The 17,486-nt window shown below is 67.9% G+C and carries 17 protein-coding genes; 7 read left to right on the top strand and 10 right to left on the bottom strand.

Features of this window, described 5'->3' with window-relative positions:
* Window positions 1-122: 122 nt before the first annotated feature.
* On the bottom strand, window positions 123-887 hold the full coding sequence (locus tag AC3RCC_RS24585; protein ID WP_492256895.1) for an SDR family NAD(P)-dependent oxidoreductase: 765 nt from the start codon (window positions 885-887) through the stop codon (window positions 123-125).
* Between the two features lie 103 nt (window positions 888-990).
* Entirely contained in the window at window positions 991-1,281 is a 291-nt protein-coding gene (locus AC3RCC_RS24590; RefSeq protein ID WP_291636137.1) for a metal-sensing transcriptional repressor, read from the bottom strand.
* A gap of 201 nt (window positions 1,282-1,482) precedes the next feature.
* Between AC3RCC_RS24590 and AC3RCC_RS24595 the strand changes: the two genes are divergently transcribed.
* Window positions 1,483-2,382 (top strand): nickel/cobalt efflux transporter, encoded by a 900-nt coding sequence (locus AC3RCC_RS24595; RefSeq protein WP_492256896.1) that lies wholly within the window; start codon window positions 1,483-1,485, stop codon window positions 2,380-2,382.
* On the opposite strand, the gene AC3RCC_RS24600 is transcribed toward AC3RCC_RS24595, so the two are convergent.
* The 8 genes from AC3RCC_RS24600 to AC3RCC_RS24635 all read right to left on the bottom strand — a co-directional run bounded on the left by AC3RCC_RS24600 (window position 2,363) and on the right by AC3RCC_RS24635 (window position 10,005).
* Complete coding sequence (locus AC3RCC_RS24600; RefSeq protein WP_492256897.1) at window positions 2,363-3,226, bottom strand: GNAT family N-acetyltransferase; 864 nt, start codon at window positions 3,224-3,226, stop codon at window positions 2,363-2,365. The genes AC3RCC_RS24595 and AC3RCC_RS24600 overlap by 20 nt on opposite strands.
* Window positions 3,223-3,744 (bottom strand): hypothetical protein, encoded by a 522-nt coding sequence (locus tag AC3RCC_RS24605; protein WP_492256898.1) that lies wholly within the window; start codon window positions 3,742-3,744, stop codon window positions 3,223-3,225. The genes AC3RCC_RS24600 and AC3RCC_RS24605 overlap by 4 nt, the downstream gene beginning before the upstream one ends.
* Before the next feature lie 12 nt (window positions 3,745-3,756).
* Complete coding sequence (locus AC3RCC_RS24610) at window positions 3,757-4,686, bottom strand: nucleoside hydrolase (protein WP_492256899.1); 930 nt, start codon at window positions 4,684-4,686, stop codon at window positions 3,757-3,759.
* Between the two features lie 5 nt (window positions 4,687-4,691).
* A complete protein-coding gene (locus tag AC3RCC_RS24615) occupies window positions 4,692-5,453 on the bottom strand; it encodes an ATP-binding cassette domain-containing protein (RefSeq protein WP_492256900.1) in 762 nt (253 codons plus the stop codon).
* A 139-nt stretch (window positions 5,454-5,592) separates the two neighbouring features.
* The gene (locus AC3RCC_RS24620) at window positions 5,593-6,513 is read right to left on the bottom strand and encodes a sugar ABC transporter substrate-binding protein (protein ID WP_492256901.1); all 921 of its coding nucleotides are present in this window, start codon (window positions 6,511-6,513) and stop codon (window positions 5,593-5,595) included.
* 91 nt (window positions 6,514-6,604) lie between these two features.
* Window positions 6,605-7,552 carry an ABC transporter permease gene (locus AC3RCC_RS24625; protein ID WP_291636123.1) on the bottom strand — a complete coding sequence of 316 codons (948 nt, stop codon included), beginning with the start codon at window positions 7,550-7,552 and terminating at the stop codon, window positions 6,605-6,607.
* Window positions 7,553-7,560: 8 nt separating this feature from the next.
* Window positions 7,561-8,340, bottom strand: a complete 780-nt coding sequence (locus AC3RCC_RS24630) for an SDR family NAD(P)-dependent oxidoreductase (protein ID WP_492256902.1) — start codon at window positions 8,338-8,340, stop codon at window positions 7,561-7,563.
* A gap of 171 nt (window positions 8,341-8,511) precedes the next feature.
* Complete coding sequence (locus tag AC3RCC_RS24635; RefSeq protein ID WP_492256903.1) at window positions 8,512-10,005, bottom strand: xylulokinase; 1,494 nt, start codon at window positions 10,003-10,005, stop codon at window positions 8,512-8,514.
* 234 nt (window positions 10,006-10,239) lie between these two features.
* On the opposite strand from AC3RCC_RS24635, the gene AC3RCC_RS24640 reads away from it, so the two are divergent.
* The 6 genes from AC3RCC_RS24640 to AC3RCC_RS24665 all read left to right on the top strand — a co-directional run bounded on the left by AC3RCC_RS24640 (window position 10,240) and on the right by AC3RCC_RS24665 (window position 17,442).
* Window positions 10,240-11,154, top strand: a complete 915-nt coding sequence (locus tag AC3RCC_RS24640) for a LysR family transcriptional regulator (RefSeq protein WP_291646403.1) — start codon at window positions 10,240-10,242, stop codon at window positions 11,152-11,154.
* A gap of 231 nt (window positions 11,155-11,385) precedes the next feature.
* Entirely contained in the window at window positions 11,386-11,856 is a 471-nt protein-coding gene (locus tag AC3RCC_RS24645) for an NAD(P)H-dependent oxidoreductase subunit E (protein ID WP_291646402.1), read from the top strand.
* Entirely contained in the window at window positions 11,853-13,424 is a 1,572-nt protein-coding gene (locus AC3RCC_RS24650) for a formate dehydrogenase beta subunit (RefSeq protein ID WP_291636113.1), read from the top strand. The genes AC3RCC_RS24645 and AC3RCC_RS24650 overlap by 4 nt, the downstream gene beginning before the upstream one ends.
* A gap of 10 nt (window positions 13,425-13,434) precedes the next feature.
* Window positions 13,435-16,317, top strand: coding sequence for a formate dehydrogenase subunit alpha (gene fdhF / locus AC3RCC_RS24655; protein WP_492256904.1), 2,883 nt, complete (start codon window positions 13,435-13,437; stop codon window positions 16,315-16,317).
* Window positions 16,304-17,146, top strand: coding sequence for a formate dehydrogenase accessory sulfurtransferase FdhD (gene fdhD / locus AC3RCC_RS24660; RefSeq protein ID WP_492256905.1), 843 nt, complete (start codon window positions 16,304-16,306; stop codon window positions 17,144-17,146). Before fdhF ends, fdhD begins: the two co-directional genes overlap by 14 nt.
* Window positions 17,143-17,442, top strand: a complete 300-nt coding sequence (locus AC3RCC_RS24665; protein WP_492256906.1) for a formate dehydrogenase subunit delta — start codon at window positions 17,143-17,145, stop codon at window positions 17,440-17,442. The genes fdhD and AC3RCC_RS24665 overlap by 4 nt, the downstream gene beginning before the upstream one ends.
* The last annotated feature ends 44 nt before the right edge of the window (window positions 17,443-17,486 follow it).

The raw sequence follows: 17,486 nt of genomic DNA on the forward strand, positions 1-17,486 counted from the left end.
GATGCCGGACCGTGGCCGGATTGCTGCTCAACACTGTCACAGGCCACCCCGAGCCACCCCAACGGCCCGACCATTGTCGGCGCCGACGGGCGGCGTCAAGCGCCACGTCGGCGCTATGCCGGCTACACCATGAACTGGCCGCCATTGACCTCGAGGGTCTGGCCGGTGACGTAGCCGCTCATCGACGGGCTGGCGAAGAACAGGAACGCCCCGACATTCTCCTGCGGCGTGCCGACGCGACCCATCGGAATCGTCTGGCGCATGGCCTCGATCTGCTGCGGCGTCGAATAGCGCTCGTGGAACGGCGTCATGATCACGCCGGGCGAGACGGCGTTGACGCGGATCCCGAAGGGCAGGAACTCCTTGGCCATGCCGCGGGTCAGGTTGAGCACGAAGGCCTTGGAGCTGGCATAGAGCGAGGACCCCGGACCGCCGCCATTGCGGGCCGCGACCGAGCTCAGATTGATGACGCTGGAATGGCCGGACTGCTTGAGATGCGGCAGCGCGGCCTTCGAGGCCATCACCACCGAGCGGACATTGAGGTCGACGACGCTGTCGAAGAAGGCGTCGTCCACTTCCCCGATCGGGGTGCGCTTCACCAGCGCGCCGGCATTGTTGACGAGGACATCGAGCCCGCCGAGCTTTTCGGCCGCCTTGCCGACGAGATCCTCGGTCGCGGCGCTGTCGGAGACATCCGCCTTGAACGCATGCGCCTCGCCGCCGGCGGCGCGGATCTCGGCGACGACCGCATTGGCCTCCGCCTCGCTCGACTTGTAGTGGACGATGACGCGCATGCCATGCGCCGCATAGGCCTTGGCGACGGCCGCACCGATGCCGGTGCTGGAGCCGGTGATCAGGGCGCGCATGCCCTTCAGATCCTCAAGCATAGTTCCTCCACTTCGGATTAAATCGTTTCAACCGCGATCATGCGCGACAGGGGGCGAGATCGCCAGCGCCGTGCAGGCAACCCGGCCATTCGCTGGCGCCGGCTCAGAGGAACCTGGTCATCGCCTTGAATTCGGCCAGCAGCTCGCGCGAGCCATCCGGGATATGGCCGGCAGCCTCCTCCAGGCAGTGGTCGATATGCTCCTGGATCAGGATCTTGCGGGCATTCGCGATCGCTCCCTCGACCGCTTGCAGTTGCTGCGCGATGTCGAGACAGGAGCGGACATCGACCACCATCTCGATGGTCGCACGCAGATGGCCCTCGGCCCGCCTCAGCCGGGTGATGACCTCCGGGTGTCGATGATGGTGGATCTTGGCGTGGGCATCGTCCTGCATCTTGATCCTATCCTCCTGGGGAGGTTATAGGCCGGTCCAGCCGCTGCACAAGCGGACCCCGATCAGGCAGGCGCCGGCGCGAGACCGGGCGCATCCCGAAGATCGGGCGGGCGAGGACGAGACGGGCGCCCCCGACCAGCGCCGGCAGATGCCGGACGGCACGGCAGCGTTCGATCCGTTCCGGATCCGGAGCACGAGCGCGTGCCTAGCTTCACCGAACTGCTCGCACAGGGTGCGGGCCATGCCTGGCTGTTCATTCCAAGCGCGATCCTGCTCGGCGCGCTGCATGGGCTCGAGCCCGGCCATTCCAAGACGATGATGGCGGCCTTCATCGTCGCGGTGCGGGGCTCCGTCCCGCAAGCGGTGCTGCTCGGCCTCGCCGCGACGCTCTCGCATACGCTGGTGGTCTGGGCGGTGGCCCTGACCGGCCTTTATCTGGCGCGCGATCTCGACGCCGAGGCGACGGAACCCTGGTTCCAGCTCGCCTCCGGCCTGATCATCATAGCGATCGCGCTCTGGATGATCTGGCGGACATGGACGGAGCAGACAGCGTTACGGACGGCCGGGCACGGGCATACGCATGGTCATGGCCATTCGCACGGTCATTCCCATCGGCACTCCCACGGGCATTCGCATGGGAACGGCCACGCGTATCGCCATGACGGCGAGGACGCGCCGATGGATACCCATCAGCGTGCCCATGCCGAGGACATCCGGCGTCGTTTCTCGGGCCGGCCGGTGACGACCTGGCAGATCGCGCTGTTCGGGCTGACCGGCGGCCTGATCCCCTGCCCCGCCGCGATCACCGTGCTGCTGATCTGCATGCAGCTGCGCGAGATCACGCTCGGCGCCGTGCTGGTGCTGTGCTTCTCGATCGGCCTGGCGCTGACCCTGGTCTCGGTCGGCGTCGTCGCCTCGCTCAGCCTGCGCGCGGCCGAGAAGCGATCGAGCTGGCTGTCGACCCTCGCGGCACGGGCGCCCTATGTCTCGGGCGTCCTGATCGTGCTCGTCGGCCTCTACACCCTGCATCACGGCTGGAGCGGGCTACGGGCGCAGGCGACGCGTCCCGTGGCGATGCTGGTCAGCCCAGCGCCTGGTTGACCAGGGCGAAAAGCCTCGCCGGACCGCGGGCGATCGGTGGCTGGCCATGCGCCATGACAAGACCGGACGCGACCTGCGGCAGGCCGCGCTCGCCGAGCCAGCCACCGAGGCCCGTCGACGCGGGCACGTCGACGCGAATGAACTCGCCCGGCCTGGCCGCCAGGCCATGAGCGATCAGGCAGCGCGCCGCCCGATCGTCGATGGCGGCGACGGGACCGATCAGCCAGCCCAGCCCGTGGCGGCGCAGGACCGCGAAGCCCGCGACGACGCCGTCCAGTTCCAGAACATGCGCCTCGCCGCGATCGAGCAGGGCCGCGAGAACCGGGGCACGCGGCAGGCCCGTCGCGGCCTCGTCGAGCCCGGCCAGAACCGGAAGATCGGCCTCGGTCGCAAGGCGCAGAGTTTCGCCCGGATCCAAGGGAAGAGCTGCGATCGCCGGTGCCGACCCCTGATGCTGCAGGACCGTACCGGCTGGCACGAAGCCGTATTTCGCATAGAGCGGCCGGCCCTCCTCGGTCGCGATCAGGCCGCGCGAACGGCCCCTCGTGGCCTCGATCAGCCCCTGCATCAGCAGCTTGCCGATGCCCGCGCCCTGGCGCTCAGGCGCAACCACGATGCTGCCGAGCGAAGCGTGGCCGGAGCCGAACGCCCACCACATCGCGGTGCCGACGAGCTCGCCTTCGGCGATGGCGGCGAGCCCCTGGCCGAGGCCGAGCACCAGCGTCCAATCCTCGCGCCGATGCGCCCAGCCGACCGCCGCCGACAGGCTGTGGCAGGCGTCGAGATCATCCGGCGTCAGCGCACGCAGATGAATCTCGCCAGCGGTGCTCGGCACAGCGCTCATCGGCAGAAATCGGCGCAGCCGGCCTCCCAGAACGGCGCCCCTTCCGCCAGCGCCGGCACCGAGGGGCGCGGCTTGGCGCCGGGCAGATCGGCCGGAACCGGTACGACCAGCTCCCACCAGCGATGGGCGCATTGCGAGCGGAAGGCCATCTGCTCGCTGATCGAGGTGCCCTCGCGGGCGAGCGCGGCGTCGAGCGCCTCGCAGCTCTGGCGCAGCGCCGTGTCATGGGCGTCGCTGGGATCATTGGCATAGTCGTGGAAGGCTTCGGTGAAGGCTTCCATCTCGCGGGCGATATGCGGCCACTCGCTGCGGCCGAGATTCCAGGCATCCATCCATTCGCGCACCACGGTCTCGACGGCCTCTGCCTTCGGCTTTGTGGCGACCTTGCGGGCCGTGGTCAGCATATGCCGCATCAGCTCGGCGCGGGCATGGATATGACGGGCGGCGAGGGCGGCGCTCTGCATGGCCGCGACGGCGCGCTGCGCTTCCTGCTGCAGATCCTCGACGAAATGGGGCATGGTCTTCTCCGGTCAGGGCAGGGTCGCGAGGCGGGCGAACGTCCGCTCGAACAGCGCCTCGGCCTGGACGGTCGCGACGACATGGGCATTGGGCTCGCGCTTGAGGCGGCCGTTCCAGTCGATGGTGGTGCGCCCGCGCAATGGGCCGTCGGCGGTCTCGACCTCGACATGACAGTCGCGGCCGGAGAACAGCTCGGGCCAAAGCAGAAAGGCGATGACGCAGGGGTCGTGCATGGGGTGACCGACCGTGCCGAGTCCGCCGGGACGGGGCCGGGTCAGCATGCCGTGCACGACCCGGCCGGCCGCGTTGCCGTGTTCGAGCAGGCGCGCGACCTGTTCGTGCGCCGCGATGGCCTGCAGGGTGACACCGAGCCCCATCATCACGATAGGTCGGCCACAGCCGAAGACGATCGCCGCCGCATGCGGGTCGACATGGATGTTGAACTCGGCCGCCGGAGTGACGTTGCCGAGCGCCAGCGCCCCGCCCATCAGGAGGATGCGCTTCACTTTCGGCAGCACGTCCGGCGCCAGCCGGAATACGAGCGCGAGATTGGTCAGCGGCCCGAGCGGACAGAGCGTGACGCCGTCATCCGGAGCCGCCCGCAGGATCGCGATCAACGCCTCGACGGCGTGGCCGGGCGCAGCCTCGCCACGCGGCGGCGGCAGATCGGCACCGGCGAGCCCGTCCGGCCCGCAGACGAACTCCGCCGTCGAAAGCGGATAGACCAACGGCACATCGGCGCCGCGATGGACGGGGATATCCTCGCGCCCGCCGAGCTCGCGGATACGCAGCGCATTGGCGGTGGTCTGTGCCACCGGGACATTGCCGGCGACGGTGGTGATCGCCCTGAGATCGAGTTCGGCGGCGCTGGCGAAGGCGAGCAGCAGGGCGACGGCGTCGTCCTGGCCGGGATCGGTGTCGATGATGATGGTTTCGCGCATGGTGTTCAGGCGGCGCGGGCGTTGCCGGCCATGATCATGTGACTGAGATCGTCGGCGGTGAGACCGCCGAGCGGCTGATCGACATATTTTCGGCCGGCGCCCATGATCACCACGCGGTCGGCGAGCGCGACGACATCGCGCATATTGTGGCTGATCAGCAGCACCGTCTTGCCGTCGGCCTTGAGCTTGCGGATCAGATCGAGGACGAGCGCCGTCTCCTTGACGCCGAGCGCCGCCGTGGGCTCGTCCATGATGATGATCTCGGCCTTCCAGCGCAGGGCGCGCGAAATCGCGACCGCCTGGCGCTGGCCGCCGGAAAGCCGTTCGACCGGCCGGTCCATGTCCTCGACCGCGACCGAGAGCTGCTTGAGGAAGCCGCGTGCCTCATCGGCCATCTTCTTCTTGTCGAGCACGCGCAGGAAGGGCAGCAGCACGGGCTTGGTCAGCTCCGAGCCCATGAAGACGTTCTGGGCGATGGAGAGACGCGGGGCGAGCGCGAGATCCTGGTAGATCGTCGCGACGCCATGGCTCAGCGCATCATGCGGCGATGCGAAGACGACCTGCTTGCCGCGCATGAAGATCGTGCCCGCCGTCGCCTCCTCGGCCCCGGAAATGACCTTGATCAGGCTCGACTTGCCGGCGCCATTGTCGCCGCAGATCGCGACGACCTCGCCGGGGTGGATGTCGAGATCGACCTCGCGCACCGCCACGACCGGGCCGTAGCTCTTGCCGATGCCGCGCAGGGACAGGAGGGGGGTGGCGGTCATCGCAAATGGCTCCGAAAGCTCCGTCCGTCATGCTCGCCCTTGTGGCGAGCATCCACGTCTTGAACACCGCATCGGACGAACGAAGACGTGGATGGTCGGGACAAGCCCGACCATGACGATGAGAGGTTCGCCCTTATCTTCACTTCAGGAACTGCTGGACGTTGTTCTTGTCGACCAGCACGGCGTCGGTGAAGAGATAGGGACCGGAGGTGATGGTCTCCTTCGGCTTCTTGTCGACGACGATGGTCTGGACCGCGTCGACCGCCTGCTTGCCCATCTCCTCGAAGGGGATCGAGACGGTGGCCATGAAGGTCGAGTTCGGATCGGCGATGCGGGCATAGGTCTCCTTGCCGCCATCGACCGAGACCAGCGGGATCTGGCCCTTCTTCACGCCCTGCGCCTGCAGCAGGTCGTCGATGATATAGGCCTGGCCGTCGAAGGAAGCCCAGATGCCGTTGATCTTGCCCTGGTTCTGCAAGAGCAGCGCCTGCATGCCGGCGCGGACATCGTCGCGCCAGCTCTGGGTGCGGGCCATCGAGAACTTGCCGAGTTCCTTCACCGCCTGGTTCTCGGAGAGCACGGCGTCGAGCAGCTTGCCGCGGATCCGCGAGGCGACGTTGAGGTCGAAGCGGGCCGAGACGATGTTGCCCTGGTAGCCGAGCTGGCCAAGCAGGTAGAGCGCGGCCTCGGCACCGACCTTGTACTCATTGGTCTGGATGTCGAAGAGCGCATGCGGGCTCGCGCCGGACTGCACGGTGATGACCGGGATCTTGGCGTCCTTGGCCGCCTTGAACTGTGCGTCGGCCTCGACCGGCTTGCCCATGGCGATGATGATCGCGTCGACCTTCTTGGCGATCAGCGCGTCGAACTGCTCGGCATGCCTGGGCAGCGCGCCCTCGGAATTCAGCAGCGTGACGTTCCAGCCCTTGGCCTTGGCCGCGGCGGCCGCCGCATTGGCGACGCGGGCATGGGTCTCCGAGGTGAACTGGAAGCCGATGACGCCGAGCTCGAAAGCCTGTGCGCCCTGCCCCAGACCGACAACGGCAGCGGCCGCCAGCATGAGCGATTTCATTGTCTTCATTGTCTTTCCCCTCCGACTTCCGTTTCTCCCCGGCCCTCATCCTGAGAAACGACGAGATGATAGCCAAACCTCAGACCTTGAATGCCGCCTTCTTCATCGCGCTGGCCGAGAAGGCGACCGAGCCGATGATGATCAGGCCGAGAACGATGTCCTGAACGTAATAGGGCTGGCCGAGCAGCACCAAGCCGTTGCCGAGCACCTTGAGCACCAGCGCCGCGAAGACCGTGCCCGGTACGTTCGGCTTGCCGGGCTCGAACATGGTCATGCCGAGCAGCACGGCGGCGATCGCATAGAGCAGGTAGTCGCCGGCCATGTTGGGCGCCGCCGAGGACAGGTTGGCGGCGAGCAGCACGGCGGTGATGCTGGCCAGGACGCCGGCCAGCAGGAGGCCGATGCGCTTCATCCGCGCCGTGGCGATGCCGGCGAGCCGCGCCGCCTCGTCGGCCTCGCCGGTCGCGACCATATGGGCGCCGGTGCGGGTCCATTTGACCAGCCCCCAGGCGAAGAGCGTGACGCCGGCGAGCCAGAGCACGAGATTGGGAATGCCGAAGCTATAGCCGCGGGCCAGCCCGGTGAAGCCGGTCGGCCAACGCCCGACGAAGGCGACGCCCTGGGTGATCATGAAGGCGAAGCCCTTGGCGATCGCCGCCGTGCCGAGCGTCATGATCAGCGAAGGGATGCGCAGCACGGTGACGCCATAGCCGTTGACCGAGCCGAGCACGACGCCAACGGCAAGCGCCGCCGCGACCGCGACCAGCGGCGGATACTGCAACTGCACCAGCCAGCCGCAGACCACGGCAGCGAGGCTCGCCATCTCCGAGATCGAGAGATCGAGCTCGGCGACGGTGAAGGCGAGCGCGAAGCCGAGCGCCAGGATGGCGAGGAAGCTGGTATCCTTCAGCACGTTGACGATGTTCATCGTCGTCGCGAAATTCGGCGCGAAGGCGACGAAGAAGACGATCAGCAGGAGGCCGGCCAGCGCCGTGCCGTAGCGGCCGATGAAGTCGCGCATGCTCATGCCGGCCATCATGCCGGTCCCTTGGCGATCGCCGAGATCGGCGAGAGGATTTCGATGCCGCCGGTAACCGGGATCAGCGCGCCGGTGACGAAGGCGGCAGCCGGCGAGAGCAGGAAGGCGATGACGCCGGCGACATCCTCCGGCCGGCCGAGCCGGCCGAGCGGGGTACGCTGCGCGGCGCCCTCGACCAGCGCGTCGAACTGGCTCGCAAAGCCGCCGCGGACCATCGGCGTGTCGATGATGCCGGGCGCGACCGCATTCACCCGAATGCCGTGCCGGCCGAGCTGCTGGGCCATGCCGTAGGTCAACGTCGCGACACCGCCCTTGGCCGCGCCATAGGCGAGGTTCGCGCCGCCATTGCTATGGGCGATCGAGGAGATGTGGACGATGGCGCCGCCCTCACCCTGTGCGATCAGCTGCTTCGCGGCGGCCTTGGAGACACGGAAGGCGGCCGAGAGGTTGATGTCGACGAACTTGTCCCATTCCTCGTCCTCCATCTCGACCATCGGCACCGGGCGCGAGGCCCCTGCCCCGGTGACGAGATTGTCGAGACGGCCGAAGCGCGAGACGGCAAGCTCGACCAGCGCCTTGCCGAGCTCGCGATCGCGGACATCGCCGGCGAGCCCGACGGCCTCGCCGCCATTCGCCTCGATGCCCGCCGCCATTTCAGCGAGCGGACCGGCCTCGAGCCCGGACAGGACGAGCCGATGGCCGGGCGCCAGGGCCCTGGCGAGCGCACCGCCGATACCGCCCGATGCGCCGGTGATCAGAGTGACGGGCCGTGCCATCAGGCGAAGCTGGGCCGGAGGCAGATACGGGAGGGAACAGGCTTCACGGGATCGGGCGGCGGCATGCGGGAACTCGGAGGTCTGGATGCCCGTCGGTAAGGCGCAAAGCCGGGCGCGGCAACCCCAATCGCAATCGCCCGGTGGAGATCGCGATTGCCCCGGAGCGGGACTTCAGGGCCGGCTGCCCCCCCAGGACCAGGTGGCGAGCTCCTGCGAGATCGGCCCGAGCGCCTGCTCGCTGCGGCGATAGAGGGCGAAGAGCGCGTCATAACCCTGCTTGCGGGAGAGGTCGGGCTCGAAACGGGAGGCCGTCGCGACCAGCGCTTCCTGCGCCTCCGCCAGCGAAGCGAAGCGGCCGAGCCCGGTGAAGGCGATGATGGCGGCGCCGAGCAGGCCGGGCTCCGGCGACGCGCCGACGACGACCGGCCGGCCGCAGATATCGGCCTTGATCTGGCTCCAGACCGGATTCGCCGCGCCCCCGCCGCCGAAGCGGATTTCGGTGACGGGCCTTCCCGTCGCAGCTTCGGCCCCCTCGAGCACGATCCGGTTGAGGAAGGCGACGCCTTCCAGAACCGCAAAGGCGAGATCGGTGGCACCGTGCCGGCGATTCAAGCCGATGAAGGCGCCGCGCAGCGACGGATCCCAATAGGGGACGCGCTCGCCCTGGAGATAGGGCAGGAAGAGCACCGGCTGCCCCTGGCGCGCCCCCGAAAGCAGCGCATCGATCTCCGCGCCGATCGCCGCACCGTCGCGCCCGAGCAAAGCGAGCAGCCAGGAGACGGTGTCGGCACCGGTCTGGCTGGGGCCGCCGAGCTGGAACAGGCCGCGCCAGTCGACGGTGAGGAGCCCTTGCGCCTGCGCCGGTTCCGGGCCGAGCACGCCCAGAACCTCGGTGGTGCCGGAGATGTTGTAGGCATAGCCGTCGCGCATCGCGCCGAGACCGACCACCGCCGCCCAGGTATCATTGGAGGCGCAGAACACAGGCGCGCCCGCCAGCCGGTCGAGAGGCGCCGGCAGGCCCGGCAGGACCGGAGCGACCTGCTCCCAGGGCTCGCGCAGCGGCGGCAGGATCGTGGCCGGAAAGCCGGCGGCCGAGAGCAGGTCGCCGGCGGGGCCCGACGCTGCGCAGGCGCGCAGGCGTGCCATGGAGACAGGATCGCTCGCCAGAACGCCGGTCAGGCGGAAGTTCAGATAGTCCTTGGGCTCGAGCACGGTCGCGAGGTCACGGACCGTCTCCGGCTCGGCTTCGCGCAGCCAGGCCAGCCGCGCCAGCGGGTGGAAGGCATTGATCGCGGCGTGCTCGGCATGAGCCGGGTCGAGCCGCGCGCGCAGGCGGGCGGCCGCGGCTTCGGCGCGCGTATCCTTCCAGGTCATCGCCGGGCGCAACGGCCTGCCGCCCTGCCCGAGGATGATCTGGGTCCGGGTGACGCCGCAGATCGCGACGGCCTCGATGGCGGCGAAGAGCTCGGGCGCCTTTCGGTCGAGCCCAGCGCAGGCCTCGATCAGCAGGCGCCACCAGGCATCGGCATCGATCTCGGACGCGCCGGCCATATCGAGGCTGGCGGGCCCCGGAACGGCACTCTGGGCGCAAAGCCGCCCGCTCCCGTCGACGAGCGCGGCGCGGAAGGAGGTGCCGCCGAGATCGCAGGCGAGGACGACGCTCACGCTCGGCGCTCGGCAGCGAGGAAGACCGGGAGCGCGGCTGATGCCGGGGCGGGACAGGCGCTCGCGGACAGGCGCGGACGAGGTAAAGCCATGCAGAACAAGCCGTGCGGACCGGGATGGGACTGGACTCTGCCGGCTCTAGCGCTTGCCAAGCCGGGCGGCTACCGAAATGCTCATGCCCAAGAAATACTCGCCGAAGAAACGCTCGCGCCGAGGCTGGGGCAGAACCGCCGCATGATCATCCGCCAACTGGTCTATCTCGACGCGCTCGCCCGCGAGAAGCATTTTCGCCGCGCCGCCGAGGCCTGCCATGTCTCGCAGCCGACCCTGTCGGCCGCCATCGCCCAGCTCGAGGAGGAACTCGGCATCCTGATCGTCGAGCGCGGCCGGCGCTTCCAGGGGCTGACCAAGGAGGGCGAGGTCGTGCTCGCCCATGCGCGCCGCATCCTCGCCGAGGCCGACCAGATGAAGGACGCGATCGCGGAGCTGCGCGAGGGCGTCAGCGGCCGGATCAGACTCGGCGCCGTCCCCACCGCCCTGCCGATGATCGCTCACATCACCGCACCGTTCTCGACGCGCTATCCCGGCGCCGCGCTGACCGTGCTGTCGCTGACCTCGACCGAGATCCAGAACGGAATCGACAATTTCGAGCTCGATGTCGGCCTGACCTATCTCGACAACGAGCCGCTGGAACGTGTCGTCTCCAAACCGATCTACCAGGAATCATACGTCCTGCTGACCCGCGAGGACGGGCCGCTCGGAGGGCGCGAGACGATCAGCTGGGCCGAAGCCGCCGCGCTGAAGCTCTGCCTGCTGACCTCGGACATGCAGAACCGGCGGATCATCGACGGCATTTTCCGTTCGGTTGGCCATGCCCCGAAGCCGGCGATCGAGACCAATTCGATCTTCAACCTGTGCTCGCATGCCGGCATCCAGGGCGTTTCCAGCATCGTCTCGATCCAGCTCCTGGAGTTCTTCGGCGTCCCGCTCGGCACCAAGGCGCTGCCGCTCACCGCGCCCGACGCCAAGCGCACGATCGGCCTGATCATGGCCGATCGTCAGCCCGCGGCGCCGCTCGCGCGCAACCTGCTGATGATGTCCGACACGGTGGCCGATGCGGCGCTGCCGCGGCGCCCCATCGTCAAATAGCCACAGACTATCGAAACAGTCGAAAGGGACGGCCCCCTGCCCGGCCAGCCAAACGATAAGCAAAGGCTATCGGCGGTTTTTCTACGCCCCAGCGGATCGGCAACGCAGCCCACTTCCTTTTTAATAGTCAAAACCTATCGATCAGTCAGAACAAACGATTTGAAATCATCCTAAACTTCGTCACCCTCTGCGGAAATTCGAAAGTCGCGAAACGGCTTCCTTGGAGGGACGATGGCCCAATACCCAGCCTGGGATCAGGACGAGGCGCGCTCGCTCATTGCCGGCCTCGCGCATCTCGAAGGTGCGACCCTGCCGATCCTGCACGCCCTGCAAGAAGAATTCGGCTATGTCGATCCGCAGGCCGTGCCGCTGATCGCCGAGGCGCTCAACCAGTCGCGGGCCGATGTCCACGGCACCATCTCCTTCTACCATGATTTCCGCACGGCCCCGCCGCCGCGGCGCGTCGTCAAGCTCTGCCGGGCCGAGGCCTGCCAGGCGCTGGGCTGCGAGACGCTGGTCGAGGACCTAGCGCGCGAGCACGGCATCGTCGTCGACGGCCATGGCGGCGGCCACGATGCGGTGGTCGAAACCGTCTACTGCCTCGGCAATTGCGCGCTCGGCCCCTCCGCCCTGAGCGACGGCGAGCTGATCGGCCGGGTCGATGCCGATCGCGTCGCCGCGCTGTGCGGAGGCCGGCAATGAGCGAGACGGTCCGGATCTATGTTCCGATCGACGCGGCAGCGCTCTCGGTCGGTGCCGAGGCGGTCGCCCGCGCCGTCGCGCAGGAGGCGCAGGCGCGCGGCCGCAATGTCCAGATCGTCCGGAACGGCTCGCGCGGCATGCTCTGGCTGGAGCCGCTGGTCGAGGTCGAGACCTCGAAGGGCCGCATCGCCTATGGCCCGGTCGCGGCGAAGGACGTCGCCGGGCTGTTCGAGGCCGGCTTCGAGCGCGGCGAGGCGCATAAGCTGCGCCTCGGCCAGGTCGAGGAACTCGACTGGCTCAGGCGCCAGCAGCGCCTGACCTTCGAACGCGTCGGCGTCACCGACCCGCTCTCGCTCGCCGATTATCGCAGGCTTGGCGGCCTGAAGGGGCTGGAAAAGGCACTCGCCCTGTCCGGCCAGGGCATCGTCGATGCGATCAAGGCGTCGGGCCTGCGCGGACGCGGCGGTGCCGGCTTCCCGACCGGGATCAAGTGGCAGACGGTCCACGACGCCAAGGCGGAGCAGAAATATATCGTCTGCAATGGCGACGAGGGCGACAGCGGCACCTTCGCCGACCGGATGCTGTTCGAGGGTGACCCTTTCCTGCTGATCGAGGGCATGACGATCGCCGCGATCGCGGTCGGCGCGACCAAGGGCTATCTCTATATCCGCTCGGAATATCCGCACGCGATCAGGACGATGCAGCAGGCCGTGCTGAAGGCACGCAATGCCGGCATTCTCGGCGCATCCGTGATGGGTTCGACCCGCCATTTCGACATGGAGGTGCGCGTCGGCGCCGGCGCCTATATCTGCGGCGAGGAGACCTCGCTGCTGGAAAGCCTCGAGGGCAGGCGCGCCATCGTCCGGGCGAAACCGCCGATCCCGGCCCTGCAGGGCCTGTTCGGCAAACCGACCGTCGTCAACAATGTCCTTTCCTTCGCAGCCGTGCCCTGGATTCTCGACCATGGCGGCCAAGCCTATGCCGATTACGGCATGGGTCGCTCGCGCGGCACCTTGCCGGTCCAGCTCGGCGGCAATATCAGACGCGGCGGGCTGATCGAGCTCGCCTTCGGCATCTCGCTGCGCGCGATCATCGAGGAGATGGGCGGCGGCACACTGTCGGGCCGGCCGATCCGGGCCGTGCAGGTCGGCGGGCCGCTCGGCGCCTATCTCACCGAAAAGCAGCTCGACACCCCGATGGACTACGAGGCGCTGGCCGGCATCGGCGCGATGCTCGGCCATGGCGGTATCGTCGTCTTCGACGACAGCGTCGACATGGCCAAGCAGGCCCGCTTCGCCTTCGCATTCTGCGCCAAGGAGAGTTGCGGCAAGTGCACGCCCTGCCGCATCGGTGCGACGCGCGGCGTCGAAATCGTCGACAAGATCATCGCCGGCCATGAGCGGCCGAAGAATCTCGCCGTGCTGCGCGACCTCAACCGTCTGATGACCGACGCCTCGCTCTGCGCCATGGGCGGGCTGACGCCGATGCCGGTGATGAGCGCGCTGAACCATTTTTCCGAGGACTTCGACCGCCCGCCGCCCGAGCGCCTGCCGCTGGCGGCCGAGTGAGGAGCTCACCATGAGCCTGATCAAGGAAATCGATTTCGGCACGCCGATCCGGATCGCCGAGAAGACGGTGACGCTGACGATCGATGGCGAGAGCGTCACGGTTCCGGCCGGCACCTCGGTGATGGCCGCGGCGATGAGCATGGGCACCGCCATTCCCAAGCTCTGCGCCACCGACTCGCTCGAGCCCTTCGGCTCCTGCCGGCTCTGCCTGGTCGAGATCGAGGGGCGGCGCGGCACGCCCGCCTCCTGCACGACCCCGGCCGAGGAGGGCATGGTGGTGCACACCCAGTCAGAGCGGCTGGCGGGTCTGCGCAAGGGCGTGATGGAACTCTACATCTCCGACCATCCGCTCGACTGCCTGACCTGCTCGGCCAATGGCGACTGCGAGTTGCAGGACATGGCCGGAGCCATCGGCCTGCGCGAAGTCCGCTATGGCTATGAAGGCGAGAACCATGTCCGGCCGACCGGCGCAGAAGGCTTGGCCAACGAGAACTGGCTGCCCAAGGACACGTCTAACCCCTATTTCACCTATGACCCCTCGAAATGCATCGTCTGCAATCGCTGCGTGCGGGCCTGCGCCGAGGTGCAGGGCACCTTCGCGCTGACGATCACCGGGCGCGGCTTCGATTCGCGCGTCGCCGCCGGACCGACCGATTTCCTCGGCTCCGAATGCGTCTCCTGCGGCGCCTGCGTGCAGGCCTGCCCGACCGCGACGCTGATCGAGAACAAGGTGATCGAGTTCGGCCAGCCCGAGCATTCCAAGGTCACCACCTGCGCCTATTGCGGCGTCGGCTGCTCGTTCAAGGCCGAGATGCAGGGCGACCGTGTGGTGCGCATGGTGCCTTACAAGGATGGCAAGGCGAATGAGGGCCATAGCTGCGTCAAGGGCCGTTTCGCCTGGGGCTATGCCAACCACAAGGACCGCATCACCAGCCCGATGATCCGCGAGAAGATCACCGATCCCTGGCGCGAAGTGTCCTGGGAGGAGGCGATCAACCACGCCGCCAGCGAGTTCAAGCGCATCCAGGCCAAATATGGCCGCGAATCCGTCGGCGCCATCACCTCCTCGCGCTGCACCAATGAGGAGGTCTTCCTCGTCCAGAAGCTGGTGCGCGCCGCCTTCCGCAACAATAATGTCGATACCTGCGCCCGCGTCTGCCATTCGCCGACCGGCTACGGCCTCAAGACGACGCTCGGCACCTCGGCCGGCACGCAGGATTTCAAATCGGTCGCCAAGGCCGACGTGATCCTGGTGATCGGCGCCAATCCGACCGACGGCCACCCGGTCTTTGGCTCGCGGATGAAGAAGCGCCTGCGCGAGGGCGCCCGCCTGATCGTCATCGATCCACGCAGGATCGACCTGGTGAAATCGCCGCATGTCAAGGCGGAGCATCACCTCCAGCTCAAGCCCGGCACCAATGTCGCGCTCGTCAACGCCCTCGCCCATGTCGTGGTCACCGAAGGGCTGATCGCCGAGGATTATGTCCGCGAGCGCTGCGACCTCGCCGATTTCGAGATCTGGGCCCGCTTCATCGCCGAGGAGCGTAATTCCCCGGAAGCGAGCGAGGCGTTCACCGGCGTGCCGGCAGCCGATGTGCGTGCCGCTGCGCGGCTCTACGCGACCGGCGGCAATGGCGCGATCTATTACGGGCTCGGCGTCACCGAGCACAGCCAGGGCTCGACCACGGTGATGGCCATGGCCAATCTCGCCATGGCGACCGGCAATATCGGGCGCGACGGCGTCGGCATCAATCCGCTGCGTGGCCAGAACAATGTCCAGGGCTCCTGCGACATGGGCTCCTTCCCGCATGAATTCTCGGGCTATCGTCATGTCGCCGACGACGCGACGCGGCAGAGCTTCGAGGCCCTGTGGGGCGTGCCGCTCGACGCCGAGCAGGGCCTGCGCATCACCAACATGCTCGACGAAGCCGTCGGCGGCAGCTTCAAGGGCCTTTATGTCCAGGGCGAGGACATCGCCCAGTCGGACCCCAATACCCAACACGTCACCGCCGGCCTCGCCTCGATGGAATGCGTGGTCATCCAGGACCTGTTCCTGAACGAGACCGCGAAATACGGCCATGTCTTCCTGCCGGGTTCCTCTTTCCTGGAAAAGGACGGCACCTTCACCAATGCCGAACGGCGCATCAACCGCGTCCGCCAGGTCATGGCGCCGCTCTCCGGCAAGGCGGAATGGCAGGTGACGATCGAGCTCGCCCGGGCACTCGGCTACGAGATGGGCTATAGCCATCCCTCGCAGATCATGGACGAGATCGCGGCGCTGACGCCGAGCTTCGCCGGGGTCAGCTACGACACGCTCGAGACGCTCGGCTCGGTGCAGTGGCCCTGCAACGAGAAGGCGCCGACCGGCACGCCGCTGATGCATGTCGACCGCTTCGTGCGCGGCAAGGGCAAGTTCATGATCACGGAATACGTGCCGACGCAGGAGCGCACCGGCCCGCGCTATCCGCTGATCCTGACCACCGGACGCATCCTCTCGCAATATAATGTCGGCGCGCAGACCAGGCGCACCGAAAACCAGGCCTGGCATGCCGAGGACGTGCTGGAAATCCACCCCTTCGACGCCGAAAGCCGCGGCATCAAGGATGGCGACCTCGTCGCCCTCGCCAGCCGCTCCGGCGACATCTCGCTGCGCGCCGAAGTTTCCGAGCGCATGCAACCGGGCGTGGTCTACACCACCTTCCACCACGCCGCGACCGGCGCCAACGTCATCACCACCGACTATTCGGACTGGGCGACCAACTGCCCGGAATACAAGGTGACGGCGGTCGAGGTGCGAAGGACCAACTATTATTCGCAGTGGCAGGAGCGCAACCGCGACGAGGACGTCACGCTGCGCCTGATCGCGGGACGCTTGCCCGATGCCGCGGAATAGCCCGCCTGCCCAGCCGCCGGCGAGCGTCGCGACGCCGGCACCGACATTGCGTTTCGCCTCCGGACGGACCGAGGCCGCGAGCGCCGAAGTCGCGGTCGAGGCGGCGGTCAACATCGTCTACGGCAACCTGCCCTATGCCGTGATGATGGCAACGCCGTCGGATCTCGAGGATTTCGTCGTCGGCTTCAGCCTGACGGAAGGCATTGTCCGCAGCGGCGACGAGATCAAGGATATCGCGGTCTGCCCCCAGGCCGACGGCATCGTGGTCACCGTGGCGCTGACCCCCGGCCGCTTCCGCGAGCATCTGGCGCGGCGGCGCAATCTCTCGGGCCGCACCTCCTGCGGTCTCTGCGGCGTCGAGACGCTCGCCGACCTGCCGACGGCGGAAGCGCGCGCCGGCACCGCAACGGCGATCACGCCGGTGGCGATCGCCGCTGCGCTGTCCGCGCTCGAGCGCCATCAACCGCTGCACCGGCTGACCCGTTCGGTGCATGCCGCCGCCTGGTGCGACCGCGACGGGAGGATCCTGGCGGCGCGCGAGGATGTCGGCCGCCACAACGCGCTCGACAAGCTGATCGGCGCGCGGCTGCGGGCGGGCCAGCCGGTCAATGACGGCTTCGTGCTGGTCACCAGCCGCGCCTCCTTCGAGATGGTCGAGAAAGCCGCTATCTTCGGTGCAGGGACGCTGGTCACGATTTCGGCTCCGACCTCGCTGGCGATAGAGCGGGCCAAGGTGCTTGGACTGACCCTCGTCTGCGTCGCCCGCGAGGACAGCGCACGCATCTTCGCCGGCGCGCTGGCCAACCCTGTGGAGGCCGAGGCGCCATGACCGAGATCCTTGTAACCGAGACGGTTGTGACCGAGATTCCTGCAGCCGCGGCGGAAGCCCATGCCCAGCCGGGCGATCACCTCACCAAGCTCGCGCGCATGGCCAACCAGATCGCCGAGTTCTTTCAGGCCTATCCGGAAGCCGAGGCGGTCGAGGCGATCGCCGACCACATCAACCAGTTCTGGACCCGGCGCATGCGCGAGGACTTCCGCGCCGGCTTCGCCGAGGACGCCGCCGCCCTGTCGCCGCTGGTGCGGCAAGCGCGCGAGAAGGTCAGGGCCTCGCCACCGGGCTAGGCTCTGAACTCAATCGGGTTGCGGTTGGTTTGCTCGGCTGATTC

It is taken from the genome of Allobosea sp. GW823-FHT01F03 (genome assembly GCF_058798075.1).

Coding starts and splice junctions, on each gene's coding strand:
- AC3RCC_RS24585 (WP_492256895.1), bottom strand. CDS start 887: ATGCTTGAGGATCTGAAGGGCATGCGCGCCCTGATCACCGGCTCCAGC.
- AC3RCC_RS24590 (WP_291636137.1), bottom strand. CDS start 1,281: ATGCAGGACGATGCCCACGCCAAGATCCACCATCATCGACACCCGGAG.
- AC3RCC_RS24600 (WP_492256897.1), bottom strand. CDS start 3,226: ATGAGCGCTGTGCCGAGCACCGCTGGCGAGATTCATCTGCGTGCGCTG.
- AC3RCC_RS24605 (WP_492256898.1), bottom strand. CDS start 3,744: ATGCCCCATTTCGTCGAGGATCTGCAGCAGGAAGCGCAGCGCGCCGTC.
- AC3RCC_RS24610 (WP_492256899.1), bottom strand. CDS start 4,686: ATGCGCGAAACCATCATCATCGACACCGATCCCGGCCAGGACGACGCC.
- AC3RCC_RS24615 (WP_492256900.1), bottom strand. CDS start 5,453: ATGACCGCCACCCCCCTCCTGTCCCTGCGCGGCATCGGCAAGAGCTAC.
- AC3RCC_RS24620 (WP_492256901.1), bottom strand. CDS start 6,513: ATGCTGGCGGCCGCTGCCGTTGTCGGTCTGGGGCAGGGCGCACAGGCT.
- AC3RCC_RS24625 (WP_291636123.1), bottom strand. CDS start 7,552: ATGAGCATGCGCGACTTCATCGGCCGCTACGGCACGGCGCTGGCCGGC.
- AC3RCC_RS24630 (WP_492256902.1), bottom strand. CDS start 8,340: ATGGCACGGCCCGTCACTCTGATCACCGGCGCATCGGGCGGTATCGGC.
- AC3RCC_RS24640 (WP_291646403.1), top strand. CDS start 10,240: ATGATCATCCGCCAACTGGTCTATCTCGACGCGCTCGCCCGCGAGAAG.
- AC3RCC_RS24645 (WP_291646402.1), top strand. CDS start 11,386: ATGGCCCAATACCCAGCCTGGGATCAGGACGAGGCGCGCTCGCTCATT.
- AC3RCC_RS24650 (WP_291636113.1), top strand. CDS start 11,853: ATGAGCGAGACGGTCCGGATCTATGTTCCGATCGACGCGGCAGCGCTC.
- fdhF (WP_492256904.1), top strand. CDS start 13,435: ATGAGCCTGATCAAGGAAATCGATTTCGGCACGCCGATCCGGATCGCC.
- fdhD (WP_492256905.1), top strand. CDS start 16,304: ATGCCGCGGAATAGCCCGCCTGCCCAGCCGCCGGCGAGCGTCGCGACG.
- AC3RCC_RS24665 (WP_492256906.1), top strand. CDS start 17,143: ATGACCGAGATCCTTGTAACCGAGACGGTTGTGACCGAGATTCCTGCA.